Consider the following 26,616-nt stretch of genomic DNA (forward strand, 5'->3'; position numbering starts at 1 on the left):
CCCCTCAACTTTAGTCTGATTATCACCGTTTCATTCTTTTTCGCTTCTAACGCAGTTGGCGGATTTGGTCCATCCGTGGTCAGGACAGCGGCAGATCGTGCCGCATATTACCACCTCGGGAGCATCGGATGACCTACCAGAACCCAAACCTTGCATTCAACGAAGCGAAAGCCGAAGCCTTCGCCGAACGCTTTGTCGGTACACTGAACGAAGCGGCACTTGCGATCATGACGTCTCTCGGGCACCGCGCTGGACTGTTCGATGCGCTTGCGGCCAACCCCGGCCTCAATTCGCAGGTGCTTTCGCAGAAGGCCACTGTCAACGAACGCTACCTGCGTGAATGGCTCGGCGTGATGGTGACTGCGGGTGTCGTCGACTATGACCCGCGGGCGAGAAGCTACACGTTGCCGCCGGAGCACGCCGCGTTTCTGACCCGTAGCGCCAGCCCGGACAACATGGCCGTCACGACCCAGTTCATCAGCATCGCGGCGTCCATCGAAAACGAACTACTGGACCGTTTCCGCAGTGGCGAGGGCCTTTGCTACCACCATTTCGATCGCTTTCACGAGGTGATGGCCGAGGACAGCGCACAGTTGGTCGTCGCCAACCTTGTGAGCGCTATCCTGCCGGTGGTGCCGGGTCTGATCCAACGGTTGGAGGACGGCATCGACGTGGCCGATTTCGGCTGCGGGCGAGGCCTGGTGATGATGGCGCTGGCGAGCGCTTATCCAAACAGTCGCTTTCACGGTTTCGATCTTTGCGAGGACGCTTTCGCAGAGACGGCCGCTGAAGCCAGAACCAAGGGTCTGGAGAACCTGCACTTCGAAGCGCGTGATCTGTCGGCCGCAAACGAGTTGGGCCGGTTCGGTCTGGTGACCGCCTTCGATGCGGTTCACGACCAGGCGGATCCCAAGGCGTTTCTGCGTCTCGTGCGGCAGTCAATGCGGCCGGGCGGCGTCTTCCTGATGCAGGATATCGGTGGGTCGCGCGATCTTGAAAAGAACATCGCAAATCCCTTCGCGCCGCTCTTGTACACGATCTCGAGCATGCACTGCACACCCATCTCCATCGGTCAGGGTGGTCCGGGTCTGGGTGCGATGTGGGGAGTGGAGACGGCCGAAGAGTACCTCGCCGAAACCGGCTTCGCATCGGTCGAAACCCACCGGCTGCCGCACGATCCCATCAACGCGTATTTCACAGCCCGGATCTGACCGGGCACCAACAAGGACACATGACATGACGATCATATTGCCGTTCGTCGCCGGGCCGCACAGGACTGTCTCAAGTCGCATGAACAGCCTTTGGCAACGGATCAGAGAAGCGCGCGAAAAACGACGCTTTCGCCGGAATTTCGGAGACCTCTCGCGGCTTTCGGACCATCTCCTGCAGGATTTGGGTCTCGAACAATACGCACATCTGCGTGACCCCGAATTTCCTCAGCATTTGCTGAGAAGACATCGAAAGGACTGACCATGAAGTCCCAACAACATGTCAGCACGCTTGTCATCGGAGCAGGACTTTCGGGTCTTGCCATGGCACGCTCTCTTTCCGATCGTCGCCTTCCAGTCACCGTGCTGGAAGCACGGGACCGGGTTGCTGAACCCTGGCGGGCGCGGCATCCGGCGCTTCGGCTCAACATACACCGCAAGTTTGCCAGCCTGCCCGGCCAGAAGGCGCCCAAGACCGATGGCGTCTTTCTGAAGCGTGACACCGTAGTGGAATTTCTTGAAGCCTATGTCGCGGAACTGGAAACACATGTCCGATACGGTGGGAAGGTGACCGGGGTCACCCGTACGCCAGACGGGTGGCACGTCTCCGCCGCGACCGGTGACTATCAAGCAGACAATCTGGTTATCGCGACGGGCCGCGAAAGCATTGCGCACATTCCGGACTGGCCGGGACGCGACCAGTTTTCGGGTGAGTTTCTGCACTCGGCAGACCTCGGTGATGTGTCCCGCTTCAACGGCAAGCGCGTTCTGGTCGTCGGCGCCGGCAACTCGGGTACGGACGCGCTCAACCATCTCGCGCGGCACCAACCGGCAGAGGTCATCGTGTCTGTCCGATACGGGCCTGCAGTCGTACCACAGCGCATCTTCGGGTTTCCGCTGCACCGGCTGGCCCGGGTCTTTGCGGCCCTTCCAGCCTGGGTTCTGGATCCGGCCTTTCGGCTTACCGAGCGGGTTTTTCTTGGCAATCTTCGCCGATACGGGCTGAGCACCCATCCAGAAGGAGGCGGAACCCGGCTTTTGCGGGACGGTGTCACCTTTGCGATCGATGACGGATTCGTCGCCGGCCTGAAGACCGGGCGGTTCCGGGTCGTTCCCGGTGTTGACCGCTTCGAGGGGGACAACGTCATCCTCACGGATGGCTCAAGCTGCGAACCCGACGTGGTCATCGCGGCAACAGGCTATCGCACGGGGCTGGAACCGCTGCTGGGACATCTCGGCGTGCTCGACCCCAATGGGGTGCCGCACTACCCGATGGGCGAGCGTGATCCGGAAAATCCCGGTCTCTGGTTCACCGGGTTCAAGCCGATTTTCACCGGTTACTTTGATGCCGCCGGGATCGTAGCCAACAGGATTGCCGCCGGGATCGCCGCTGATACGACGCATGGCGTATCTTCTGACGACCACGGAGCGCGGAAGGTTCATGCCGACAACGGACAGTCCGTCCCTGCAAACGCAACCGCTTGATGTAGCCGCCCCGGGCCGGTGCAAGCCCGGCATGTCGGTAACCCGGGCTGCCTCGGGCGCAACACGCTTCGAACAGGAACCAAGAGAATGAAATTCGTCAAAATCTGCTCACGCGCAAACGGCGACTCCCATTTTTCGGATGAGTTCTGGACGCTGTCGGACGGTGATTTCACGCCGCCTTCGCCAAAGGGCTACAGTGTGACCGAAACCATAGATGCAACCGGCGTTCTCATGATGCATCCCCCCCCCGGGTACAAGGACGAATGGCATTGCGCGCCTGTACCTGTTCTTGGAACCGTTCTCGGTGGCTCGGTCCGCATTGAAACGAGCGATGGAGACACGCGGCTGCTATCTCCCGGTGATCAGTTCCTGGCTGCTGACCTGCATGGCTCGGGACACAGAATGGAGGAAGCGAACGGCCGGGCTTATGACGTTGCGCTCGTCCTGCTGGATGGCATTCCTGACATTGGGTCCGGAGGGCAATCGGAATGAAACTCTATTTCATGCCGGGAGCCTGCTCGCTGGCACCGCATATCGCCCTGCGTGAGGCCGGTCTGCATTTTCGTTTGATAAAAGTCGACTACAAATCACGACGGACAGAAGAAGGGGACGACTTTCGCCAGATCAACCCCAAAGGGTACGTTCCGGCATTCGAAATGAAGGATGGCCAACTGCTGACCGAAGTCCCCGTGATCCTGCAATATATAGACATGGTCCGTCCCGAGGCCCGCCTGTTGCCGGAAGCCGCACTGGAGCGCCTGAGAGCCCTGGAATGGCTGAATTACATTGCAACCGAGGTTCACAAAAGCTTCAGTCCGCTGTTTCGCCCAAAGACGCCGGAGGCATTTCTTACTCCAGGCCGCGCACACTTGTCGCTGCGGCTGAGTGTGATTGATCGACATCTCCAACAGCACAGATACCTGATGGGCCCAGCCTTTTCGCTGACCGACGCCTATCTGTTTACCGTTTGCCGTTGGCTTGACGATCAGAAGCTTTCGATTGCGGACTGGCCAGCCTTGCAACGACATTCCGACGACGTTGCAAGGCGGCAGTCCGTCCGCGATGCCCTGGAGAGCGAAGGTTTGGCAGAATAGGGCCGGCCATATCCGCTGACGAGGCAGCGCGGCGCGGACTGGGGGTCACCCTGTGAAGAGGTGAGAGATCCACGAACAAGCCCGTGCCGGCAGCGAACGCACCGCCAGTTGGCAGTGCGTCGCCGGCCAGAGCGGCGTGGGACACACGCGCCATCGTCAGATCTTCAGGAAAAGAGAGGCGGTCTAAGCGCAGGATCTGCGTGTGGGGGGACGAGAATGGTCTTTTCCAGCCGCGACGTGGGTATTGCCGGAAACCAATTTCTCTGCCGCCACTCCTCGGTATGTTCCTGATGTACTTCCTCGACACAGGCGTGTGCCGCTCAACATATTCGTAAATACCGGGGATCGTCAGGCTGGTTCCACCTACCAATTCTGAACAATCATGACGAATTCTGACAATGCCACCTTCACTCGAAGCGCATCGGGAACGCAGCGGAAAGGGCTGCGCTCAGGAGGCTTATGTCGTTGTCGCAAGTTCTGCAGTAGTCCCTTTCAGGAACGGCAGGAACCCGTCCAGAAACCGGGTTGTCGCCGGCATGAAGTAGCTGCCGTGATGGTACATCGGGTCGAGAGACGTGATCAGCAGGCGGCCGGGGGTGGAAACCGTGTCCTCGTAGAAGATCGAGCCGAGATCTCCGACATCGACCAGCGACTGCGCTCCGTCTGGCACCTGGAAATAACCATGATAGTGCCAGGTGACGTCGGCCAGGGAGAGCCGGTTGAAGAGGGGATGGTCGGGCGTTGCCAACTTCAGGCCGATCTCGCCGCCTTCCTTCCACCACCAGAAATTGGTCGGCGTGTCCGTCCAGTTCACATTGGGCAACCAGTCCGGATGTCCGGTGGAGCCCATGGCGACAACGGTCTTGCCGCTTGCCAGAAAGTCGGCGATCTGTTCGCGCCGGGGGCGCAGCACCGAAGGGTCCGTGCGGCAGGAAACAAGCAGGGTATCGACGCCGGATAAATCTGCTTCCGGCAGGTCGCGCGTGTAGATGATCTCGTCGAAAAAGTCGCGGTAGCGTGGCTCGTAAATGGTGCGATGATGGTAGTAGGTGCCGGCGTCGAGCACTGCGAGCGTGGTCATTGCTGGGGTCCTTTTCCGCTGGCCCAGGCGCAGAGCTGCGGGGCAATGCGCGCCGTTGTGTCGCTGGAGCCGACGTACATCCAAAGATCATTGCCGGCATGCATGAAGATTCGACCGCCGGACGGGCGCTCATAGACCCAGTCGCAGGGCAGGCGGTCCGGGCCGACACCGTGGAGGCTAACAGCGCCTTCCGGCGGCGGGTTGAAACCGCGGGCGTAGAAGCCGGCAACGCCCCGTCGATAGGTCAATTCCCCGGTTGAAACGCCTTCGAACACCGGGTGGTCGGTCAACCGGTGGATCTGAAGGTCTTCCAGCGAGAAGCGGTTCAGGGGAACGAAAGGCTGGAATTCGGGCAGCATTGGCCAGGCAACATGGCCGTTGAATACCAGCGTGCCGCCAGCATCCAGAAACTGTTCGATCTTCGCTGTCAGGCTGCCAAAAAATCGCTGGTCGAGATGGGCCGGCAGGCAGAGCGCGGGGTAACGCGACAGGTCGGCGGTTTCGAGGTCGTAATGGCCGATCACGTCGATGTCGGGCACATAATCGCCAACATCGGGCAGGTCGTTGCCGGCGCCCTTGATCGGTTTCAGAAAAAGGCAGGATGCCATTCGGGTCTCCCGGAAAGGCCCGGACGGATAACCGTCCGGGCAAAGGTCAGGCGCAGTTACTGTTTGCTGACGGCCTTGAAATTGTAGAAGAAGCCGGAAGGATGGACCTTGTAGCCACTGACGTCCTCGCTAGAGGCAGCCACATAGATCTTGTGAACCAGCGGGATGATCGGCGCGTCGGTCTGCAGGATTTCCTGTGCCTTGGCATAGGTTTCCAGAGCTTCCGGACCTTCTTCCAGCGTGCGGCCCTTGTCGACGAGCGCGTCGAATTCCGGGTTCGCCCAGTTCTGGTAGTTGAGGCCCGCCTTGGAATGGAACTGCGACTTCAGGTGCAGATCCGGATGACCGGTCATTTCCGGGGTCCAGAAGACGACGGAAACGTCATAGTCGCTCTGCTTGACGAGATCGAGCATGCCTTCCCAGGTGTACATTTCCAGCTTTGTGGCAATGCCCTGCTGCTGCAGAAGCGCGGCCATTGTCTCGCTGATCGTGGCCATTTCGGCGCGGCTGGAATAGCTGAGGATACGCAGGCTCAAAGGCTCGCCGTCTTTCTGCCAGGTGTTGCCGTCTTTCTCGTAACCGGCCTCGGTCAGAAGCCTGGCTGCTTTTTCCGGGTTGAAGGAATAGGCTGAAAGCTCCGGTGCGGCCCACGGGAATTCCGGCGGAAAGAAAGTCCAGGCCGGCTTGCCGATGCCGTCGAGCGCGCCTTTGACCAGGATCTCCCGGTCAACCATCAGGTTTACCGCCTGGCGAACCTTCGGATCATGCAGCACGCTGTTTTCACCGGCATTGAAGGCGCCGTAATAGAGACCTGCGCTCGGCTCGGCATAGACTTCGAACTTCTCGTCGGCCTTCATGCGTTCCACATCGGAAGGCAACAGGTGGACGACGAAGTCGACCTCGCCGGTTTCCAGGGCCAGCGCGCGGGCATTGTGGTCCGGGATGTAGCGGTAGACGATTTCTTCCAGCTTGGGTGCTTCGCCCCAATAGTCATCGTTGCGTACAACGGTGGTGCGGTCCTGCTTCTGGTACTCCTTGAACACCCAGGGACCGGTGCCGACCGGCTTCACGAACTCGCCGTTGTCGTCGAACGAGGCCTTGCCGTAGATGACGGTGATGGCGTCGGTCAGCTGGTTTGGCAGGGCTGTGAAAGGTTCGTTGGTCTCGATTTCCAGTTCAAGGCCGGAAACGGCGCGGACTTCCTTGATGTTGAGCAGGTCGGATGCATAGGGCAGCAACGCGATCACCCGCTCCAGCGAGAACTTTGCGGCTTCCGCGTCAAAAGCGCTGCCGTCATGGAAGGTGACGCCGTCACGCAGCTGGAAGCGCCAGACATTGGGTGAAACGCGTTCCCAGGACGTGGCAAGACCGGGCACAAGTTTCATGTCGAAATCGAGCTTTACCAGAGTGTCCAAAATCTCGCTTTCGTTGAAGAAACGGCTGCGGCGCGGTTTCATCGACAGCGGCAGGGCTTCCCACATGGTGGCAACGGTCAGCGTTGAACTGCCTTCGGCCTGCGCCGGCATGTGCGGCAGGCTCAGCATGGCGGCCGTTGCCACGGAAACGGCAAGACGGACCAGGGTTCTGCGGGAGATCATGAGGATTAGCTCCTTGGTTTGAGGATTGTTTTTCGAAGGGTCAAAAGGTTGGTGTGGCGGGCGCGCATCCGGTCGCCGATGCCGTCGCCCAGCAGGTTCACCAGCATGACGAAGGCGGTGATCGACAGGCCCGGGGCGAGGACGAGATGCGGATGGCTGCGCATGTGGTTGCGCGCATCGGCGATCATCCGGCCCCATTCGGCTGTTCCAGGTTCCACGCCAAGGCCAAGGAAGCTGAGCCCGGCAAAGGCGAGGATGACCCAGGAGAGCGAATAGGCGGCCATGGTCAGGAGAGGCGCGGTAATGTTCGGCAGCAGATGGCGATGGACAATGCGTTTGCGCGACGAACCGAGCGCTTCAGCCGCCTGCACATAAAGTTTGGCCCGTTCCACCAGGATCATGTTGCGCACCAGCCGGGCATATTCGGTCCAGTGCACGGCAGTCAGCGCCAGAAGCACGACGGCAAGGCCAAGCCCCATGACTCCGGCGATGATCATGGCAATCGCCAGTGCTGGCAGGACAGAAAGTCCCTCGCAAAAGCGCATCAGAAGCTGATCCGGCCAGCCGCCGAGATAGCCGGAGATGCAGCCGAGCAGCGTGCCGGTGAGCGCGGACGCCAGCACCACCAGCAGGGCCGCGCCGGTTGTGAGGCGGCCAGCGTAAAGGAGGCGGGAAAAGACATCACGGCCCATCTGGTCGGTGCCCAGAAAATGCTGCCAGCCCGGAGGCGCAAGACGGTTCAGGATGTCTATCTGGTCCGGCGGGTAGGGCGCTGCGAGCGGTGCCAGCACGATCAGAAGTATGAGAAGGGCCAGCAGTCCGGCACGCGTTTCTCGGCTCTGTGCATCAGGTCTTGTCTGAAGCAGGCGTCGGGATATTGCCATTCAGATGGCCTCCTGAACGCGCGGGTCAGCCAGCGTCACAAGGTAATCGACCAGGAGATTGATGATGATGTAGCCGCAGGCGATCACCAGGAAGCAGATCTGGATCAGCGGGTAGTCACGGTTGAGCAGCGAAGCGACCAGCAGGCTGCCGATGCCCGGCCAGGCGAAGATCGTTTCCACGATGATCATGCCGTCAAAGGCACGGGCGAATTGCAGTCCGGTCAGGGTCAGGAGCGAAGGCAGGATGTTGGGCAGGGCGTGATGCAGCAGGATCCGCGTCTGGCTGAGGCCCTTGGCCTTGGCCGTGCGGATGTAGGCATGGTGGAACTCGTCCAAGAGCCTGGCCCGCACGAAGCGCGCAATCACGCCTGTCATGGTGGTCGCGATGACCAGCGTCGGTAGCACCGCATGCGCAATCGTGCCGTGGCCCGAGCTCGGCAGCCAGCCGAGGGTAAGCGAGAACAGAAGCGCCAGCAGCAGCGCGTACCAGAAATTGGGAATGGACAGGCCGGCAACGCTTGCCACCGCCAATAGACGATCCGCAAGGCCTCCGGCGTGATAGGCACAAAAACAGCCGATCGGCACTGCAAGGACAAGGGCAAGGCCGATCGACAGCAGTGCCAGGATCAGTGACTGGCGTATCCGCAGCAGGATATCGGCGGAAACGCTTTCTCCGGTGACGAAGGAAGTGCCCAGATCCCCTGTCAGCACATTGCCGAGCCAGCGCAGGTATTGAACGGGCAGGGGATCGTCAAAGCCGTTTTCGGCTGAAAATCTGTCGACCGCAGCCGCATCCGGCAAGGTGCCGTCCATCTGGGACAACAGCAGTACTTCAGCAAAATCCCCCGGCAACAGGCGCAACAGGGCGAAGCCGGCAATGGACACCAGGAACAGCAGTATTACCGATTGGACAAGCCTGTGGCTCAGCCGGCGCACCATCCGAAAACCGCCCCAAATCCACTGAATGAGAAAACTTGAGCTTTATAATCATATTTCTAAGGGTGGTGTCGAGGCTGGTTTGTAAAAAAACTTGAAAAAAATACTCAGATTTCTATCCGGCAGTTTGTACTGCCGTTTGAAAAGCGGAAAAGTCGAGGGCGCAGCTATGAGGTTGCCCAGGAGGCATGGGGACCGGGCGTCTCGGAAAATATGCCTGGAGAGAGGTTCTGAGCGGTGCCGGCCCTGCGGGCGGACATGGAGCGCAACGGGTAACACCCGGAAAAGGAAGCAAGCCACGGGGAAGCCGTGGCTTGCGGAAATTCGGACTTAGAGGGCGGGGATGCGCAGCACCTGACCCGGATAGATCTTGTCCGGATCGGACAGCATCGGCTTGTTGGCTTCAAAGATCGCCTGGTACTTTGCGCCGTTGCCATAGGCCGCCTCGGCAACCTTCCAGAGCGTATCGCCCTTGACCACCGTGTGGAACTTGGCTTCCGGTTCGCTGCTTTCGACCGTGATTTCTTCCTCGACCTTGGAAATGCCAAGTACGTTGCCGACGGCAAGGATCAGTTTTTCACGGGCTTCCTGGGTAGGGGCTGCGCCTGCGATCTTGACGGTGTCGCCGCTGACTTCAACCTTGACGTCGCCATCGAGGCCGAGGTCGGCAACTTCCTTTTCGATGGCTCCAGCGCTTGCTTCCGGCGCTTCGTCATCGCCGAACAGCTTCTTGCCCGCATCCTTCACGAAATCAAAGAAACCCATGTCATTTTTCCTTTAAGTCAATTCAGCCGAAATCCGCCGGTACGCCCCGGCGGAGGCAATTTCACGATACGGAACCATATTGCAAAATTCTCAGGGAGGCGGAATCGAATTCCGGTTGGGCAAGACGTGTGCGGCGGGCCGGAAAGAAGAGGCTTCAGGCGAAGCGCTTGGCACCGGCAACGCAGCCCACCACCAGGGTGGTGACGAGGAGCATGGTTGAAGACACCGGTTCATGCAGCAGCAGGCTGGCCAGCATCAACCCGAAGAAGGGCTGCAGCAGTTGCAACTGGCCGACACCTGCAATGCCGCCGATGGCGAGGCCCCGGTACCAGAAGATGAAGCCCACAAGCATCGAGAAAATCGAGACGTAGCCGAGCCCGACCCAGGCGGGCATTTCGATGCCTGTCAAACTGTCCGGCCATGTCAGCAGTGCAAGCGTTCCCATGACGGGAAGCGAAAGGGCAAGTGCCCAGGAAATGACCTGCCAGCCGCCAAGACGGCGGGAGAGGGCGCCACCTTCTGCATAACCGAAGCCGCAGACAATGACCGCCGCCAGCATCAGGAGATCGCCCTTGAGTGAAAGGTCCGCACTCTGTGACAGCGCATAGGCGCCGACAGCCGCGCTGCCTGTACAGGAGAATACCCAGAACAGGGGCTTTGGGCGCTCCATGCCGCGCAACATGCCGAACAGGGCGGTCGCCAGGGGCAGAAGACCGATGAAGACAATCGAATGGGCCGCAGTGACATGTTGCAGGGCAAGTGCCGTCAGCAGCGGAAAGCCGACGACGACACCGGCCGCAACAATCAAGAGCGAGACCACGTCGCGCCGCTCCGGTCGAGCCTGCCGCAGCAGTAGCAGCAACGCAATGCCAAGGAGCGCCGCAACAACGGCACGGGCGGAGGTCAGGAACATCGGGTTGAAACCACTGAGCGCAACCCGTGTTGCCGGCAGGGAGCCACTGAAAATGAGAACGCCCAGGAGCCCGCTGCCCCATCCTGCCATCGATGCCTGCATATCCGGTCCTTCTGCTGTCTTGTTTTTCGAGGTTCACTCGCGTGTCAGGGAGGCTGCCGCATCCGTCCTGCTCTTTTGCGAAGCCGAGAGGCCAGCAGACAAAAGCGAGGCTTGCCGAACGTAGCCTCTTCCTGAACGTCCATGACGCCACGTTGCAGGGGCAGGAATAATCCGGAGGGGCTGGTCAGGACAGAGACAGTGCAATACAATTTTGCAAAACTGTACTGTACACACTTGCCATACACTTCAGCGGACAAACGAATGGAACAGGACACACGCACGGCCACGGTAATGGAAGCCGTCAAGCGGAAGATCGCCAGCCGGTTGCTGCAACCTGGTGAAAAGCTGCCGTCTATCCGTGGATTTGCCGCGACCATGCGGGTGTCGCCGTCAACAGTCGTGACCGCATACGACAGGCTGGCGGCAGAGGGCATCATTTATGCCCGTCGAGGCTCCGGCTTTTATGTTGCCGATGCCGCCCGTCCGTTCTCGGTCGCCGACGTCGGGCCGCAGCTTGACCGGGAAATCGACCCGTTCTGGGTGTCGCGCCAGTCGCTTGATGCCGGGCCGGATGTTCTGAAACCCGGCTGCGGCTGGCTGCCGGCGGACTGGATGCCAAGCGAGGCCATGCAGCGTGGCTTGCGCGCGCTGGCACGTACCGGCGGTGGCCACCTGTTCGACTATGGCGAAACTCGGGGTGCTTTGAACCTGCGCCATCTGCTCGCCCGGCAGTTCTCGGAAGAAGGCCTTGAGGTGAACCCCGGCCAGGTGCTGCTCACGCCATCGGGAACGCAGGCGATCGACCTCATTTGCCGCTTCTTTTTGCGGCCGGGCGACACGGTTCTGGTCGATGACCCGTGTTACTTCAACTTTCAGGCGCTGCTGAAGGCGCACAGGGTGGAGGTTGCCGGTGTGCCGTTCACGCGCAGCGGACCGGATACCGAGCTGTTCGAAGAAGCGCTGACCCGGCACAAGCCCAAGCTCTACATCACCAATTCCGGCCTTCACAATCCCACCGGCGCGACGATCTCGCCTCAGGTTGCGCACAAGGTCCTGAACCTTGTGACAGCCCACGGCCTGGTGGTGATCGAAGACGATATATTCGGCAGCTTTGCGCCTGAACCCCTGCCGAGCCTTGCCGTTCTGGATGGACTGGAGCGTGTCATCCGCATCGGCAGCTTTTCCAAGACCCTGTCTGCCTCCGTGCGCTGCGGTTACATTGCCGCTCGGTCGGACTGGATCGAGGCGCTTGTTGACCTGCAAGTGGCCACCAATTTCGGTGGCCCGGGACCGGTCGCGAGCGATCTTGTCTATGGCGTCCTGAGCGACGGCAGTTATCGCAAGCACATGGAAGCCTTGCGGGTGCGCCTTGCGAAGAAGCGGCGCGAGGTTGCCGGCAGGCTGGAGCCACTTGGTATAACGCCCTGGCTCAGCCCCAAGGGTGGCTTTTATCTCTGGTGCAGTCTGCCGGACGGCCGGGATGCAGCCGCCATTGCCCGCTCGGCGCTGCGCCGGAACGTCGTGCTCGCCCCCGGCAACGTCTTCAGTGTTTCGCAGACGATGACCGGTTTCCTGAGGTTCAATGTCAGCCAGATGGGCGAGCGCCAGGTTTATGACGTGCTGGAAAGCGCGATGAACCCAGGTGGAGGCTGATCCTCGCAACCATCCGTGGCTCGCCGCGTTTGCCTGTCAGAAAACTTCAGCCGACCGGTGCGGGACAGGCATGCTTGCGCAATCAGTATCATGTCGAAGTGAGTGGTCGTTTCCCGGTCGGATCCCGTTTGACTGAGGAGCTTTTCCGATGAACGGCACTGACGAGCAAAAGACCGCCAGGCTTTACCGAATGGTCATGCCCGGGCACATCTGTCCCTATGGCCTGAAATCGAAGGACCTTCTGGAACGGCAGGGCTTCGAGGTTGAAGATCATCACCTCACCACCCGTGAGGAGACAGACGCCTTCATGGAAAAACACGGTGTCGAGACGACCCCACAAACCTTCGTCGGCAACAAGCGGATCGGGGGCTATGACTCCTTGCGCGTCTATTTCAAACTTGATCCGCCAGAGGAGGAGCGTAGCGACACGACCTATCGGCCCGTGATCGCCATCTTTTCAGTGGCCCTGCTTCTGGCGCTTGGCCTCTCCTGGCATCAATATGGAACGCTGCTCAGCTTGCGGGCCGTGGAATGGTTCGTGTCGCTTTCCATGACAATCCTCGCAATCCAGAAGCTGCAGGACGTGGAGAGTTTTTCCACGATGTTTCTCAACTACGACCTGCTGGCGCGGCGCTGGGTTCCCTATTCCAGGATCTATCCCTATGCCGAAGCCTTCGCCGGTATCCTGATGACGGCCGGTGCATTGGTCTGGCTGTCGGCGCCGGTTTCCTTCTTTATTGGTCTGATGGGCGCTATCAGCATATTCAAGGCGGTTTATCTGGAGAAACGGGAGCTGAAATGCGCCTGCGTTGGCGGCAGTTCCTCCGTTCCACTCGGCTTTGTTTCATTGACCGAAAGCCTGATGATGACGGCCATGGGGCTGTGGATGCCGGCTCGGGTTTTGCTGATGGGATGACGGGGTGCGAAGCACGTTGGCTTCTGCGGCCAGGGGGGATGGACGGCAGATTGGCCAGGTTCGCCCTTGCGATTAATTTTCAAGGTTCGGTTATAACTATCTGACGTTAAAGTCTTTTATTTTAATCGCGCTGACCGTTTTAGGCTAAAACTTAGCTAATTGACGAAGTTTTTTCTTGCGCCTGATGTGGATTTCGAAATACTTAGCAATATGGCTAAGCATGATCCTGATCTCTCCCTGTTGTTCCACGCGCTGTCCGACCCGACGCGCCGCGCGATATTGACAAGGCTCGCAAGTGGCCCGGCGCGGGTGACAGACCTTGCGGAGCCGACCGGACTGAAGCTGCCGACGGTCATGCGGCACCTTTCCGTGCTGGAGGAGGCAGGTTTCATCACCACCGCCAAGGATGGACGCATACGCACCTGCGCCATCGTTCCGGAAGCCATGGAGCCGGTGCGGACGTGGATCGATGAACAGCGCGCCATCTGGGAGGCTCGCCTCGACAGGTTGGATGCGTTTGTAATGAACGTGATGAAGGAGAACGGAGAATGACGCAGAGCGTGGTTCTGAACAACACAGCCTCCAACGCGGCTGGCGAGGGAAGAAACGGATTTGCGACGCTTGTCTTCGAGCGCGACATGGCTGCTCCTGCCGAAACCCTCTGGCAGGCCTGGACCGCTCCGGCGGCAAGGGCTGTCTGGGCGGCACCGTCACCTGCCGTTACCGTGGAATTTCTCGAAGCCGACACCAGGGTGGGCGGACGCGAAATTTCGCTCTGCAAGGTGGATGGCCAGCCGGATATGCGCTGCGAATGCGGTTGGCTGGACCTTCAGCCACCTCTGCGCAGCGTGAATTACGAGGTGATTTCGTGCGAAGGAGAAACTCAGTCCATCGCGCTTGTTACGGCGTCGATCGCGGATCTGGGTGAAAGCAGCCGCATGTCCGTAACCGTGCAGCTTTCCTCGCTGGCCGCGAATATGGAAGGCGGATATCGGGACGGCTTCAATGCGGGCCTGAACAATCTGGCAGGCGCTGCCGAGCGCACGATGATCTTGCAGCGGGTGATCCGCGCACCACGGTCCGTTGTCTGGGGCGCCTGGATGAACCCTGAAACCCTGCCGCAATGGTGGGGGCCGGACGGCTTCTCCTGCCGCACCACCCGGATTGATCTGCGCGCAGGCGGCGAGTGGGTGTTCGACATGATCGCACCAGACGGTACGGTTTTTCCGAACCACCATCTCTATACGGACGTCCGGCCAAACGAACGGCTCAGCTATACGCTGCTCTGGGGCGAGAATGGCCCGAAGCATGCCGACGCCTGGGCCTCGTTCGAGGAAGAAGACGGCGCAACGAAGGTCACGCTCGGCATGGTCTTCAGCACTGCTGCGGAATTCCAGGAAGCCAAGGGCTTTGGTGCTGTGGAACTTGGACAGCAGACATTGGGCAAACTGGAAAACTTCATCAAGGCGGGTTGAGCCGCCGCGTTGTCTCCCTGATCTGCGAAAGTGGCTCAGGGGGATCACTTTTATTGCGGGCCGCTCACAGGCCGAATGTCGAAGCATTCAGGTTGTACTTCGGCCGGGAGAACACCTTTCCGCTTAATCCGCCTTGCCCTTCGGTCCAATCTCCGCAAGTCTCCCGAGGAACGTTCCTGCCATCAAGTTCCGCGGAGACCCTCCATGCATGTTCTCGTCATCGGCGCTGCCGGTATGGTTGGCCGCAAGCTGGTTGAAAAGCTGGCTGCGCAGCCGGAGGTTCTTGGTTTTGAAGTATCCCGACTGACGCTGGCCGATGCCGTTTCGCCAACAGTTCCAGCAGCATTGCCCGGAATTGCCGAGGCGATCACCTTGGATCTTTCGAAAGCAGGAGCCGCCCGGACGCTGGTCGCTTCGCGCCCCGATGTCATCTTTCACCTGGCGGCCATCGTCTCCGGCGAAGCGGAGCAGGAGTTTGAAAAGGGCTATGCGGTCAATCTCGACGGCAGCCGCGAGTTGTTTGAGGCGATCCGGATCGAAGGCGCACGCGAGCCGTATTTTCCGAAGGTGATCTTCGCATCGTCGATTGCAGTGTTCGGTCAGCCGTTTCCCGAAAAGATCGGCGATGAATTCTTTACAACGCCGCTGACAAGCTACGGCACGCAAAAGGCGATCACCGAACTTCTGCTGGCCGATTATTCCCGCAAGGGCTTTTTCGACGGCATAGGCCTGCGCCTGCCGACCATCTGCATTCGCCCGGGCAAGCCAAACAAGGCGGCCTCTGGGTTCTTCTCCAACATCATGCGCGAGCCGCTTGCCGGGCAGGAGGCTGTTCTGCCGGTGGAAGACAGCGTGCGCCACTGGTTCGCCAGCCCTCGTGCCGCGGTCGGCTTCTTCGTTCATGCCGCGCGGATGGACACTGCTGGCATCGGTCCACGCAGAACGGTCACGCTGCCGGGTCTTTCCGCCACTGTCGGGGAGCAGATCGAGGCCTTGCGGCGGGTCGCGGGGGAAAAGGCCGTCAGGCTGATCCGCCAGGAACCGGATGAAGCTATTGCACGGATCGTTGAGGGCTGGCCGAGGAATTTCGATGCCAGGCGTGCGCTGGACCTTGGGTTCCAGGCGGAAGCAAGCTTTGACGACATCATCCGCATACATATCGAAGATGAACTGGAAGGCAGAAACCCATGACCGCAGACGGATTTGACGTGAAGGGAAGGATCGCGCTTGTGACCGGTGGCGGCACGGGGGTAGGCAAGGCAGTTGCCGCTGGTTTGAGCCGCGCCGGCTGGCGGGTTCTGATCACTGGCCGCCGCAAGGATGTCCTTGAAAAGACTGCGACCGAACTCTCCCGCAACAGCGGCAATGAAGTCTCTTGGATTGCCGCTGATGTCGGTGACCCGGCATCTGTGAAGATGCTTTTTGACGAGATCTCGAAGACTTTCGGCAGGCTCGATCTCCTGGTCAACAACGCAGGGATCTCGAATTCGTCCGTTCCACTGGAAGATATTTCTTTCGAGGAATGGAGCGCTGTCGTGGCGGCAAACCTGACTGGTGCCTTCCTGTGCACCCAGCAGGCCTTCCGGCTGATGAAGGCGCAGGAACCAAGAGGCGGGCGCATCATCAACAACGGTTCGATTTCGGCCACGACGCCAAGACCGAATTCGGCTCCCTACACCTCGACCAAACATGCCATTACCGGCCTGACGAAATCGGCCGCACTGGATGGACGCCCCTTCGATATTGCCTGTGGCCAGATTGACATCGGCAACGCGGCCAGTGACATGACGGCCAAAATGAGCGGTGGTGTGCTGCAGGCAAATGGCGAAACCGCTTCCGAGCCGACCATTGATCCGGCCCACGTCGCCAATGCCGTCACCTACATGGCCAGCCTGCCGCTGGATGCCAATGTGCTGACGTTGACGGTGATGGCAACCGGTATGCCGTTCGTGGGGCGCGGCTGATCTAGACTTCGCGCTGCAAGGGTTTCAGTCCGGAAGGGTTTCAGTCCGGGGCAGGGACTTGCGGCTCGTTGCCAAGGCCGGAAAGACAAGCTGCCCGGATCTCCTCCGCAAACAGGCGCATGCGACGGTTGAGGCGGCGTTCACGGGCGTGGAGCAGATAGATGCCCCAGGCCGGCACAGCGATGTCCGGTAGCAGGGGCACCAGCTGTCCGGCTGCCAGTGCGCCCGTCACGATGAAATCCGGCAGCCGGCTGATGCCATGCCCCAGGATGGTTGCATCCAGCAGGAACGCGCCACTGTTGGAATTGAGTGCGGGCTGAAACTCAAGTTGCTGGCGCTTGCCTTTTTGCGTTTGGAACTCCCAAACGGTCCGCCTGGCCCAGCCGAAATGAAGAAGCCGGTGCTGCTGCAGATCTTCGATCGATTGCGGTGCAGGATGCTGGCGCAAGTAGTCGGGGCTGGCAAAGAGGCAATGCTCCACGGTACCCAGTTTCAGCGTGATGGCATCTTCGGGCCGCGTTTCGGTGATACGGATCGCAAAGTCGTAGTTCTCTCTGGCCAGATCGACCAGCCGGTCATCGAAATCCACGGTCAGCTGGATATCCGGGTGACGAGCCTGGAAATCAATCAGCGCTACATTGAGGAAACCGTGGCCGAAATCTCTGGGTATCGAAATCGACAAGGGCCCGGAAGGGGCTGTTCCGCTGCTCAGGAAATCGTCCTCGATATCATCGACATCACTGACGACGCGGCTCGCGCGCTGAAAGAGTTCGCGCCCGGGCTCGGTCAGGTCCCAATGGCCGGGCGAGCGATCGACGAGACGGGTCCCATAGCGATCTTCCAGGAGGGACAGGCGTCGGCTGACGGCCGACTTGGCAATGCCGAGTTCTCCAGCGGCTTTCGAGATGCTGCCACTGGCAACCACCTGAACGAACAGGCGCAGGTCTTCTATCTGTCCCAAGTGTTCTCCAAATCAGAACGTTGATCCCTGATTTTGATATCTGGTTATGAAATTTGCAACTTCCTATCTGTGGCAAGACCTGAAGTGCCGGACCGTTTCACGCCAGGTGTCTTCCGATCCGGCCCGCCAACAATCAGATTGGAAACGTCATGAACGCAGATATTGAAATTCGCACCACGGAAATGCCCGCGGACATGCGCATTCTGCTGGATGCGTATCCGCGCGATACCTGGGAGGCACATCCCGGTTTCAAGGAGAAAACCAGCAACTGGCTGGGGGCACATGTGATGTTCCGGCAGTTGGCGGAACTGGTTCGTCTCGAAACGGAAGCCTATCTGGAGAAGCTGAGAGACCCGGACGATTTTGCTGCCAGGCTCTCTCGTTACGGCGATCTGCTGGTACGCAATCTCCATGGCCACCACACCTGGGAAGACAAGAGCTACTTTCCGGAACTCTGTGAGGCCGACCCGCGTTTCGAGAAGGGACTGGAGATCCTGGAGAAGGATCACGAGGCGCTGGATGCGATGCTGTTCCAGCTCTCGCGAACCGCCAATCGCGCCATCAAGCTGGTCCAGCTGGACGAAGCGCAGGCGCGTGAGGAAGCCGGCAAGCTGCAGCCGGTCACCGGGACGATTGAAAGCCTGCTGGCGCGCCACCTGAGTGATGAAGAGGAATTGGCAGTTCCGATCATTCTTCACCATCGCCTGCGCGGATAACGGCAACAAGCGGCCGGGTGCGGTTTTGCGCCCGGCCGCTCGTTGGTTCTAGACTGACAGCCCCCGGAGGAAGACGATGCCCAAGCCGAATGCCGATTTGTCCAAGGAAGAAAACCAGTCTGATGCGGCCGGTCGACGTGCGCAAGGAGAGTTCGTGCGCGGTGTCAGCGGCTTTCGGTCTGCTATCGGCGATGCGGATTTCCCGGCCGAACCCGGGAGATATCATCTGTTTGTCGCACTCAATTGCCCCTGGTGCCACCGTGTAACCCTTGCCCGAAACATCCTCGGGCTTCAGTCCGGTGTTTCCATGGATGTCGCCTTTCCGGGCCGGACTGAAAAAGACGATCCGGCAGGGGAGAACCTTTGGGAATTCAACCCTGGTCGGATTGCGAGCCTGACAGGTGCGCCCTTGCCGGAATGCACTGAGGAAACGGCGACGGGCGAGGGGCTGCGCCTGGTGCAACAGATATACCGCGCCGAAGGGTCTGATGAACGATCCGTCCCGGTCCTTTACGACAAGAAGCAAAAGCGCATCGTCAACAACGAAAGCGCCGAGATCATCCGCATGCTCAACGCGCATGCCGAGACGCTGGGCAGTGCGATAGTTCGGGAAAAAAGGCCTGACCTTTATCCGAACGATATGGATTTGCAGTCGGAGATCGATGCCCTGAACGAGGCAATCTACACACGCATAAACAATGGCGCCTACAAGGCCGGTTTTTCTTCCGACCAGAGCGTCTATGCGGCAGCTTACGAAAGTTACTTCACCATGCTGGCAGAGCTGGAAGACCGGCTGGCAGCGAATGGTGGACCGTTTCTCACCGGGGAGAGCTTTACGGAAGCCGACCTGAGGCTGTTTCCGACGCTTTACCGGCACGACCCTGTCTATTTTGTGCGCATGAAGCTGAACGGCGCGCGGATCCTGGACTATCCCAATCTCTGGCACTGGCTGTGCCGGGTGCATGCCTTGCCGGGTGTTGCCGACAGTTCTTCGCTGGTCCACTGCAGGCAGGGGTATTTCGGGCGCTCCTGGAACAACGTCGTGCCGCTAGGGCCGTTCCGGCCAATGCCTTACCCGCAGGCCTATTCGCATCCCGAACTTGCAGGGGCGCCGTAAGTGGGGTGGAGGCGAGCTACGTGTTGTTGGTCAGTCTCTCAGGCGTCAGCTAGCGCGCAGGCGTTCGGCCATAACTTTGCCGATACTGCTTCGGCGTCATGCCGGTCTTGCGCTTGAACGCCCGCTCGAAAGCGGTCTGGTCGGAATAGTCCAGTTCGAAGGCGATCTGCGCCAGGGAATGGCTGGTATCGACAAGGGCATGGCGGGCTATGCGGTAGCGGCAGTCGTCCAGGAGAGTGGAGAAGCGCAAGCCTTCCTCACCCAGATGCCTGTGCAGACTGCGGCGCGAAAGGCCGAGGCGCCGGGCAACGGCTTCCTGGTCGGAGGTCCCGGTGCCGAGACCCTCGTAGATGGCCGTGCGTGTGCGTGCGGTCAAAGACTTGGTGCGGGCCTTGTTGGCAAGTGCCTCGCTCAAGCTGGCAAGAGCGTTGCGATGGCCACCGCCACTGTCGCGCGGCATTGAGGCGGACAGGACCTTTTCAGGAAAGCTGAGCGCGTTCGTTTCACAGTCGAACAGGCAGAAGCTGCCCGCGGTTTCCGCCCAGATCGACAGCGGGCGCGCCGCCGTGTGTTCGAAGCAGATGAGATCCGGTTGCCAGTTGGGTCCGGCACCACGCCGGATAAGCTCTGTCAGGACGGAAAGCGTGAATTCCGCATCCTGCCTGCGCGGCCAGATATCCGGATTGAGGATACGGTAGGTGAGGGTGGCAACGCCGTCTTCAACGGTCAGCTGCAGATCGGTCTCGCTCTGGATGAACTTGATGAAGCGTTCGAACGTTCGCAAAGCAGAACCGACGGTGGAGGCAGTCAGAAGGGCTTCACCCAGTTCGCCGAGGTCGTGAAGGTTGAGCCTGGGTCCTGATTGCCAGCCGATGCCGGGTTGGCCAAGCATGGCGGCGCCGTGCTCGTAGATCTCGACAAACGCATAAAGCGGGATTTCGAAGTGTGCGTCCTGCCAGGCGTCGACAGGCACGCCGCTCTGGCGTCCCAGAGCTGCCGGCTCCAGCCCCTTGTCGATCAGCATTGACTGCAGACCGCTCAAGGCACCTGCGATGATCGTGGCACCTGTTGGCATGACCCCCGCCTCTCCCGAAAGTCCCGCTTGGCCCACCTGCCGCAGTAAACGGCAAGTGGAAGCTTCAACTACAGCAGAGTTCCGGAGTTGTTGCAATTGACCAGTTCGGGATTTCAATAGGCCGGCAAAGATTGGCCGAAATTGTCGAGAAGTACGAAAAAGCCCTCTCTCTAATGGCAGGCACAGAGAGATCCGGTTCAGCACCTTGAAAACTTGGGCGGCCGGACGAGGGAACAGATTTGGTGACCTGCATCGATGTGGCAGTGGCCGGCGGTGGACCCGCCGGTGCATTCACAGCGCGTGAGCTGGCTTGTGCCGGGCTCAGCGTGCTCCTGATCGACCCGGCAACCTGTCGGCCCAGGCTGGAAGGCCTCGGCGAGCGGGTGGCGCAGCTTCTTGTTGCCAAGGGACTTGGCGACGTGCTGGGTGCTGCCAGCGACCCCTTACCCCGACACGTGACATGGGCTGGCCTCACCGGAACGGCCAATGGCGAGCGGCTGGTTCGACGTCATGTCTTCGACGAGGCCTTGAGGCGTGCAGCCATTGAGGCAGGCGCACAGACCCGGCAGGCACGCCTTGCCCGGATCCTGAAATCCGACGAACAGCACGGCGTCGTGTTGAAGCTTACGACTGGTGAGGAGATCCGCGCTCGCCTGTTGATCGACGCACGCGGACGGCAGACTTCTACCGCCCAGCGCCTCAAGGGGCCGCAGACCCTGGCAATTGCAGGACTGGCCACGCAAGCTGCAGGTGCCGCCGGTACCCATGTGGAGGCCACCCCTGAAGGCTGGCTCTGGGTTGCGGAAGATCCGGGTTTTGGCCGCTGGCTGCAGATTTCCGTTGGCGCGGATGATCTCGTTGGAGCCGGACAAGCAGCCTTGCGGGAACGAATGGCCCGGTTCCTTTCCCAGGACCAACTTGCTGGCCGGTTCTCGGACCTCGTCTTTCAGGATCCGTTGATTGCCCGCTCGGCCGGTCTTGTTCTGGCAGCTCCCCGGTTGAAGCTGCCGGTCATCCCGGTTGGCGATGCCGCGGTTGCAATCGATCCCTTGTCCGGTCACGGCCTGTTCTGGGCCCTGTCGTCCGCGCTTTCCGCGGTGCCGAGCGCGTTGACCATGCTCGAGAACCCGGAGGATGGAAGCCGTCTTGCCGTCCGGTTCTACCGTGACCGCGTCGTGGAAACCTTCTGGCGTCAGGCGCGAACGGGACGCGATTTCTACCGGTTGGAAACGGGCCTTTCCGACAATCCTTTCTGGGCGGAACGGGTTTCATGGCCGGATGACGAACCGTCCCATCCGACCGTGTTCGAAAACAGCCTGCACAAGCGCGTTGTTGTCGAAGGTAACCACCTGGTCGAGCGCGAAGTGCTGGTGACGCCGCAGGATCCCGGCGGCGTTGCTTATGTCGCGGGCATTCCAGTGGGCGACCTGAAGCCTTTCTTTCCGTCTTCCGCCTTGGCGCAGCCGCCGCCAGGCGCACCGTCTCCCGCGCTCAAGGCCGCCTTCAGCTGGCTTGAAAGCCGCGGACTTCTGCATGGCTCGCTGAGCCGCACAAAACAACAGCAGACCAAAATGAGGGAAACAGCATGATCAAACGAATGCGAAAGGGGCATCTGGCCGGTCTTGCCGGGCTAATGCTTCTGATGCCTCTTCCGGCGGGGGCGCAGGATGGTGCCACGCTTCTGGAGGAAAATTGCAGCGGCTGTCACATGGCCGACGACAATGGGGCGCTCAGCCGCATCAGCGGTCAGCGAAAGACGCCCGAAGGCTGGTTGATGACCATCGTTCGCATGCGGCTCTTCCACGGCATGGAAATAGAGCCTGCCGTGCAGAGCGAGCTGGTGCACTACCTTTCGGATACGCAAGGTCTTGCCCCCAGCGAAACCGAAGGACTGCGCTACGTTCTGGAACGTGAACCTGCACACCTGGAAGAGGTTGAGGCCCCGCTCGGCGAAATGTGCTCCCGTTGCCATTCAGCCGCTCGTTTCAAGCTTCAGCGGCGCACACAGGAGGAATGGGCGCTCCATATCGATTTCCATGTCGGTCAATGGCCAACCCTGGAATATCAGGCGCTCGGGCGTGATCGTGAATGGCTGAAACTGGCCCGCGAGGAAGTGGTGCCGCTTTTGGCCGAGCGCTATCCGCTCGAGTCCGACGCCTGGAACACCTGGCTGGAGGCACAAAAGCCGGAGGCCGCTGGAAGCTGGGTGTTCGCAACCAGCCTGCCGGAGAAGGGCGAAGCCTACGGCACGCTTGAAGTCTCAGGTGACAGTCAGCCCTATACGGTTTCCGGCACCTTGATGACCGTCGGCGGCGAGGAGCTGACCCTAGAGGGCAAGCTGAACGTCTATACCGGCTACGAATGGCGCGCCAACCTGGACATTGGCGGAACGAAGTACCGGCAGATCCTCGCAATTTCGGAAGATGGCAGCAGCTTGAGCGGCCGCCAGTTCCTACATGCCGAAGATAGTCTGGGAGGCTCCTTCAAGGCGGCCAGGGCTGGCGGGACTCCTGCGGTCGTCGGCGTCGTGCCGTCCACGGTTCCGGCCGGCAGCAGCGCTACGGTCCAGATCGTTGGCACTGGGCTTGGCGATATTGCCCTCAGCGGTGCGCTTGAAGCCACCGGTGGCGCTGCCAACGCCTATGGATCCGCAATTGAAGTCTCTCCCGCGGCGGATACCGATGGCCTGATCACGGTTGCGTCCGGAGACACCGCCACGGATGAGACGCTGGCGGTCTATAGCCATGTCGACAGCCTGAAGGTGGAGCCGGCCTTTGCCGTTGCCCGTGTCGGCGGTGGTGGCGGGTCTGCCGGCAAGGTACCCGCCCGCTTCGATGCGGTCGGTTACTGGAATGGTCCGGACGGTCAGCCGGGGACCGAGGACGATATCCGCATCGGCTCCGTGCCGGCATCCTGGTCGGTTGCGCCCTTCAACGAAGAGGCCGAGCACCTGAAAGATACGGAATATGCAGGTGTGATGGATGAGACGCTCGGCATCTTCATGCCTGGCGTTGCGGGCCCGAATACCGAGCGTCCGTTCTCCACCAACAATGCGGGCAATCTGAAGGTGCTGGCAACCAGCGGAGAGGCGACCGGCGAAGGTCAGCTCATCGTCACGGTGCAGCGCTGGAACGATCCCCCGATCCGCTGAAACAGGAGTTTGTAATCATGGGATATCTCTTTTTTCAGCCGCAGAATGCGCACCGGGTCGAAGTTGACGGACGCCATCTGCTCTTCCACGTGCCGACGACATCTCTGTTCGAGATCGACCGGCTCGACAATGACGTGATCGACCTCTTCAGAGACCGGACCAGGGTTTCCGAAGCCGATGTCCGGGAACGGTTCAGCGGCCGGGTCGATCCGCTCGAGGTGACAGAGCGGATCCGTTCGTTTCTCGATCTCGACATTATCACCGACGGCCGCCCGCCACGGGCGGAACGGCCGCCTATCCACATCCAGAACTTCCCGCTGACGACGATCGTTCTCAACGTCAACACGGGTTGCAATCTTTCCTGCACCTATTGCTACAAGGAAGATCTGGATACGCCGTCCAAGGGCCGGCGCATGGCGTTCGAAACGGCGAAGCGCTCGATCGAACTATTGCTGGCGGAAAGCCCCGACCGGGACAGCTACAATGTTGTCTTCTTCGGCGGCGAGCCTCTCAGCAACCTGGCCCTGATCAAGGAAGTCGTTGCCTACGCGGAAGACCGTTTCGGCACTCTCGGCAAGCGTGTCGACTTTACCCTGACGACAAACGCGACACTTCTGACCGAGGAGATCGTTGACTGGCTCAATGCACACCGGTTCGGTCTGACCGTTTCGATGGACGGGCCTAAGGCGCTTCACGACAAGAACCGCAAGACAGTCGGCGGCAAGGGCACCTACAACGTCGTTGCCTCCAAGACGAGGATGCTGCTGGAACGCTACACCTCCCGCCCGGTCGGCGGGCGAGTGACGCTGACCCATGGCGTGACTGCCGTCTACGAGATCTGGGATCACCTGAAAAACGAAATCGGCTTTCATGAAGTCGGCTTCTCGCCGGTGACCTCCGGTCCCATCGCGCCGTTCAACCTGACCGGCGACGAGCTTCAGACAGTGTTCGACGAGATGAAACGTCTTGGACGGCACTACCGGGATGAAGCGCTTCTTGGCCGCAACATCGGCTTTTCCAACATGCACCAGCTCATGAACGACCTTTACGAAGGCCGGTCAAAGGCACTGCCTTGCGGGGCAGGGCTCGGCATGCTGGCGGTCGATCACGAGGGCGGTCTCAATCTCTGCCATCGGTTCACCGGGTCCGACATGGAGACCTATGGCACGGTCGACGGCGGCATTGAAAAGCAGAAGCTCGCCCGTTTCATCGAGGACCGGGCAGACCGCACTGACAAGGGCTGCTCCACCTGCCGCATCCGCAACATCTGCGCGGGTGGCTGCTACCACGAGAGTTACGCCCATTTCTCCGATCCGATGAAGCCGACCTACCACTATTGCGACCTCATGCGCGACTGGGTGGATTTTGGTATCGGCGTCTATGGCGAGTTGATCGCCGGCGCTCCGGCTTTCTTTTCGGATCACATCATGCCTCGGAGGGCATTCGGCAAATGAGACACTTGAAACCCCTGAACCAGAAAGCTGACCGCGTCGTCACTGCGGTCGAAACCGACAAGATGGACGAAGTGCGGGCCATGCAGACCGTTGTGGTTGGTTGCACATCGACCCTCGATCCCGGCTGGGAAGTCGACCCGTTCGGCGGTGTCGCGGCCCTGTGCCAACCGATGGAGGCCGATCTTTATGGCTGTTCGGACCCTTGCTGGTGGCCGGCCCAGGTGCCGGACACCATCAATTCCTATCGGAACTGGAACGCCGATGCCGACAATGCCGGCAAGGACTGGCGCTCGCTCGGAACGGTTTTCCCGTCCGACAGCGAAACCTGACCGGCTGACGCCCTTCAAGATATTCGGAGAAACCCGATGCGAAACCTTATTGCTGCGGCAAGCGCAGCCCTGGCCTTGAGCCTTACCGCTCTGCCGGCCCTCGCCAAGGATCTGATTGTCACGGCCGCAAAGCCCGACCGGCTTTACGTGATCGACGCCAAGGCACGGACGATAGAGACCGACTGCAAGCTCGACTTCAACCTGATCCCCGGTGTCATCGTTGTCTCGCCGGACAACAAGATCGCCTATATCCTCGGCAATCGCTGGGAGGATGTTTTCGGTATTGACCTTGCCACCTGCGAGACGGTGTTTTCCGCGCATCAGTCGGAAGGCGACATCCGGCGCAAGACAATTGCCTCGCTTGCCGTCTCCAAGGACGGCAAGGAGGTTTACACGGTGCGCAATCCGGTTCGGCTGCTTGCCGACCGATACGAGGTTCTTGAACCGGAAATCGCGGTCTATGAGACGGCAGCCGGTCTTGACGCCAAACCGGCCCGCACATTCCCGAGCCCGCGCCGAATGACGGTGATGGCAACCGGGCGTGACGGCATGCTCTATGCCGCCGGGCATGAGATCTATGCGATTGACCCGAAGACCGGCGAAATCTCCATCAAGATCAAGAATGCCACCTGGGACCGGCCGACCTATTCTCCGCCGGACGTCCTTGCCTTCTGGCCCATCGGCACGCAGGCAGACGAGTTCATGCTGCTTTATTCGGCCGCCAAGTTCACCGACGAGTCGATGAGCGAGATTGCCGATTTCGTCTGGGGATACCAGTCGGTCGATCTGACGACCGGGCAAGCCGACATCGCGGATTTTGCCAGCCTGGAAGTGATCATGTTCTCCGCCGTGCGTGACCCCAACGACAAGAGCAAGCTTTACGGTGTCTACACCCAGCTCTCCAAGCATGATGTCGAGAAGAAAGAGCTGATCAAGCGGGTCGACCTGCCGCACACCTATTACTGTGTGAACATCTCGTCCGACGGCAAGGAAATCTATGTCGGTGGTACGAATGACGACATTGGCGTCTATGATGCAGAGACCCTGGAACGTATCGGCGAAATTCTTCTGCCTTCCGGTGGAGACATGGCTGCCGGTACGATGCAGGTGATCAGCACCGGAAGCTAGGGG

The 26,616-nt window shown here is 60.2% G+C and carries 26 protein-coding genes; 17 read left to right on the top strand and 9 right to left on the bottom strand.

The window, feature by feature from the left end; genetic code table 11:
- Positions 1-128: 128 nt before the first annotated feature.
- From FIV03_RS16390 to gstA, 4 genes are all read left to right on the top strand, one after another.
- Complete coding sequence (locus FIV03_RS16390; protein WP_152510297.1) at positions 129-1,211, top strand: methyltransferase domain-containing protein; 1,083 nt, start codon at positions 129-131, stop codon at positions 1,209-1,211.
- Positions 1,212-1,472: 261 nt separating this feature from the next.
- The gene (locus FIV03_RS16395) at positions 1,473-2,693 is read left to right on the top strand and encodes an NAD(P)/FAD-dependent oxidoreductase (RefSeq protein WP_152510298.1); all 1,221 of its coding nucleotides are present in this window, start codon (positions 1,473-1,475) and stop codon (positions 2,691-2,693) included.
- Positions 2,694-2,780: 87 nt separating this feature from the next.
- A complete protein-coding gene (locus FIV03_RS16400; RefSeq protein ID WP_152510299.1) occupies positions 2,781-3,185 on the top strand; it encodes a hypothetical protein in 405 nt (134 codons plus the stop codon).
- Positions 3,182-3,787: a glutathione transferase GstA gene (gstA, locus tag FIV03_RS16405; RefSeq protein WP_152510300.1), complete on the top strand. Its 606-nt coding sequence runs from the start codon at positions 3,182-3,184 to the stop codon at positions 3,785-3,787. Before FIV03_RS16400 ends, gstA begins: the two co-directional genes overlap by 4 nt.
- A 457-nt stretch (positions 3,788-4,244) precedes the next feature.
- Here the strand turns inward: gstA and FIV03_RS16410 are convergent, their stop codons facing one another.
- The 7 genes from FIV03_RS16410 to FIV03_RS16440 all read right to left on the bottom strand — a co-directional run bounded on the left by FIV03_RS16410 (position 4,245) and on the right by FIV03_RS16440 (position 10,674).
- The gene (locus FIV03_RS16410; RefSeq protein WP_152510301.1) at positions 4,245-4,868 is read right to left on the bottom strand and encodes a hypothetical protein; all 624 of its coding nucleotides are present in this window, start codon (positions 4,866-4,868) and stop codon (positions 4,245-4,247) included.
- On the bottom strand, positions 4,865-5,476 hold the full coding sequence (locus FIV03_RS16415) for a hypothetical protein (RefSeq protein ID WP_152510302.1): 612 nt from the start codon (positions 5,474-5,476) through the stop codon (positions 4,865-4,867). The genes FIV03_RS16410 and FIV03_RS16415 overlap by 4 nt, the downstream gene beginning before the upstream one ends.
- 56 nt (positions 5,477-5,532) lie before the next feature.
- The gene (locus FIV03_RS16420) at positions 5,533-7,074 is read right to left on the bottom strand and encodes an ABC transporter substrate-binding protein (protein WP_152510303.1); all 1,542 of its coding nucleotides are present in this window, start codon (positions 7,072-7,074) and stop codon (positions 5,533-5,535) included.
- Positions 7,075-7,079: 5 nt separating this feature from the next.
- Positions 7,080-7,958 carry an ABC transporter permease gene (locus FIV03_RS16425; protein WP_152510304.1) on the bottom strand — a complete coding sequence of 293 codons (879 nt, stop codon included), beginning with the start codon at positions 7,956-7,958 and terminating at the stop codon, positions 7,080-7,082.
- On the bottom strand, positions 7,959-8,897 hold the full coding sequence (locus tag FIV03_RS16430) for an ABC transporter permease (RefSeq protein WP_152510305.1): 939 nt from the start codon (positions 8,895-8,897) through the stop codon (positions 7,959-7,961).
- A gap of 327 nt (positions 8,898-9,224) precedes the next feature.
- Entirely contained in the window at positions 9,225-9,659 is a 435-nt protein-coding gene (gene lysM, locus FIV03_RS16435; RefSeq protein ID WP_023000769.1) for a peptidoglycan-binding protein LysM, read from the bottom strand.
- Between the two features lie 154 nt (positions 9,660-9,813).
- Positions 9,814-10,674, bottom strand: a complete 861-nt coding sequence (locus FIV03_RS16440) for a DMT family transporter (protein ID WP_152510306.1) — start codon at positions 10,672-10,674, stop codon at positions 9,814-9,816.
- Positions 10,675-10,935: 261 nt separating this feature from the next.
- Here FIV03_RS16440 and FIV03_RS16445 point away from each other — a divergent pair, with 261 nt between their 5' ends.
- The 6 genes from FIV03_RS16445 to FIV03_RS16470 all read left to right on the top strand — a co-directional run bounded on the left by FIV03_RS16445 (position 10,936) and on the right by FIV03_RS16470 (position 16,682).
- Positions 10,936-12,327, top strand: coding sequence for a PLP-dependent aminotransferase family protein (locus FIV03_RS16445; protein WP_152510307.1), 1,392 nt, complete (start codon positions 10,936-10,938; stop codon positions 12,325-12,327).
- A 148-nt stretch (positions 12,328-12,475) separates the two neighbouring features.
- Positions 12,476-13,243 (top strand): glutaredoxin, encoded by a 768-nt coding sequence (locus tag FIV03_RS16450; RefSeq protein ID WP_228872444.1) that lies wholly within the window; start codon positions 12,476-12,478, stop codon positions 13,241-13,243.
- Positions 13,244-13,453: 210 nt separating this feature from the next.
- On the top strand, positions 13,454-13,795 hold the full coding sequence (locus FIV03_RS16455) for a metalloregulator ArsR/SmtB family transcription factor (protein WP_152510308.1): 342 nt from the start codon (positions 13,454-13,456) through the stop codon (positions 13,793-13,795).
- Positions 13,792-14,718 (top strand): SRPBCC family protein, encoded by a 927-nt coding sequence (locus FIV03_RS16460; protein ID WP_152510309.1) that lies wholly within the window; start codon positions 13,792-13,794, stop codon positions 14,716-14,718. Before FIV03_RS16455 ends, FIV03_RS16460 begins: the two co-directional genes overlap by 4 nt.
- A 204-nt stretch (positions 14,719-14,922) precedes the next feature.
- The gene (gene denD / locus FIV03_RS16465; RefSeq protein WP_152510310.1) at positions 14,923-15,909 is read left to right on the top strand and encodes a D-erythronate dehydrogenase; all 987 of its coding nucleotides are present in this window, start codon (positions 14,923-14,925) and stop codon (positions 15,907-15,909) included.
- Positions 15,906-16,682, top strand: a complete 777-nt coding sequence (locus FIV03_RS16470; RefSeq protein WP_152510311.1) for an SDR family oxidoreductase — start codon at positions 15,906-15,908, stop codon at positions 16,680-16,682. Before denD ends, FIV03_RS16470 begins: the two co-directional genes overlap by 4 nt.
- A 40-nt stretch (positions 16,683-16,722) precedes the next feature.
- On the opposite strand, the gene FIV03_RS16475 is transcribed toward FIV03_RS16470, so the two are convergent.
- Positions 16,723-17,643: a LysR family transcriptional regulator gene (locus FIV03_RS16475; RefSeq protein WP_152510312.1), complete on the bottom strand. Its 921-nt coding sequence runs from the start codon at positions 17,641-17,643 to the stop codon at positions 16,723-16,725.
- A 149-nt stretch (positions 17,644-17,792) separates the two neighbouring features.
- Between FIV03_RS16475 and FIV03_RS16480 the strand changes: the two genes are divergently transcribed.
- Together FIV03_RS16480 and FIV03_RS16485 are read left to right on the top strand one after the other, a co-directional pair.
- Positions 17,793-18,359 carry a hemerythrin domain-containing protein gene (locus FIV03_RS16480; RefSeq protein ID WP_055655176.1) on the top strand — a complete coding sequence of 189 codons (567 nt, stop codon included), beginning with the start codon at positions 17,793-17,795 and terminating at the stop codon, positions 18,357-18,359.
- 76 nt (positions 18,360-18,435) lie between these two features.
- On the top strand, positions 18,436-19,476 hold the full coding sequence (locus FIV03_RS16485) for a glutathione S-transferase C-terminal domain-containing protein (protein WP_152510313.1): 1,041 nt from the start codon (positions 18,436-18,438) through the stop codon (positions 19,474-19,476).
- A 49-nt stretch (positions 19,477-19,525) separates the two neighbouring features.
- On the opposite strand, the gene FIV03_RS16490 is transcribed toward FIV03_RS16485, so the two are convergent.
- On the bottom strand, positions 19,526-20,551 hold the full coding sequence (locus tag FIV03_RS16490) for an AraC family transcriptional regulator (RefSeq protein WP_152510314.1): 1,026 nt from the start codon (positions 20,549-20,551) through the stop codon (positions 19,526-19,528).
- A 242-nt stretch (positions 20,552-20,793) separates the two neighbouring features.
- Between FIV03_RS16490 and FIV03_RS16495 the strand changes: the two genes are divergently transcribed.
- The 5 genes from FIV03_RS16495 to peaD are packed head-to-tail and all read left to right on the top strand — an operon-like array spanning position 20,794 to position 26,613.
- Positions 20,794-22,140, top strand: a complete 1,347-nt coding sequence (locus FIV03_RS16495) for a lycopene cyclase family protein (RefSeq protein WP_209009682.1) — start codon at positions 20,794-20,796, stop codon at positions 22,138-22,140.
- Positions 22,137-23,702 carry a quinohemoprotein amine dehydrogenase subunit alpha gene (gene peaA, locus FIV03_RS16500; RefSeq protein WP_173013871.1) on the top strand — a complete coding sequence of 522 codons (1,566 nt, stop codon included), beginning with the start codon at positions 22,137-22,139 and terminating at the stop codon, positions 23,700-23,702. The genes FIV03_RS16495 and peaA overlap by 4 nt, the downstream gene beginning before the upstream one ends.
- A gap of 17 nt (positions 23,703-23,719) precedes the next feature.
- The gene (gene peaB / locus FIV03_RS16505) at positions 23,720-25,156 is read left to right on the top strand and encodes a quinohemoprotein amine dehydrogenase maturation protein (protein ID WP_062488317.1); all 1,437 of its coding nucleotides are present in this window, start codon (positions 23,720-23,722) and stop codon (positions 25,154-25,156) included.
- The gene (qhpC, locus tag FIV03_RS16510) at positions 25,153-25,485 is read left to right on the top strand and encodes a quinohemoprotein amine dehydrogenase subunit gamma (protein ID WP_152510316.1); all 333 of its coding nucleotides are present in this window, start codon (positions 25,153-25,155) and stop codon (positions 25,483-25,485) included. Before peaB ends, qhpC begins: the two co-directional genes overlap by 4 nt.
- Positions 25,486-25,521: 36 nt before the next feature.
- Positions 25,522-26,613 (top strand): quinohemoprotein amine dehydrogenase subunit beta, encoded by a 1,092-nt coding sequence (gene peaD / locus FIV03_RS16515; RefSeq protein ID WP_152510317.1) that lies wholly within the window; start codon positions 25,522-25,524, stop codon positions 26,611-26,613.
- Positions 26,614-26,616: the final 3 nt, after the last annotated feature.

Origin of the sequence: Labrenzia sp. THAF187b, assembly GCF_009363375.1 — a bacterium.
GTDB lineage: Bacteria > Pseudomonadota > Alphaproteobacteria > Rhizobiales > Stappiaceae > Roseibium > Roseibium algicola.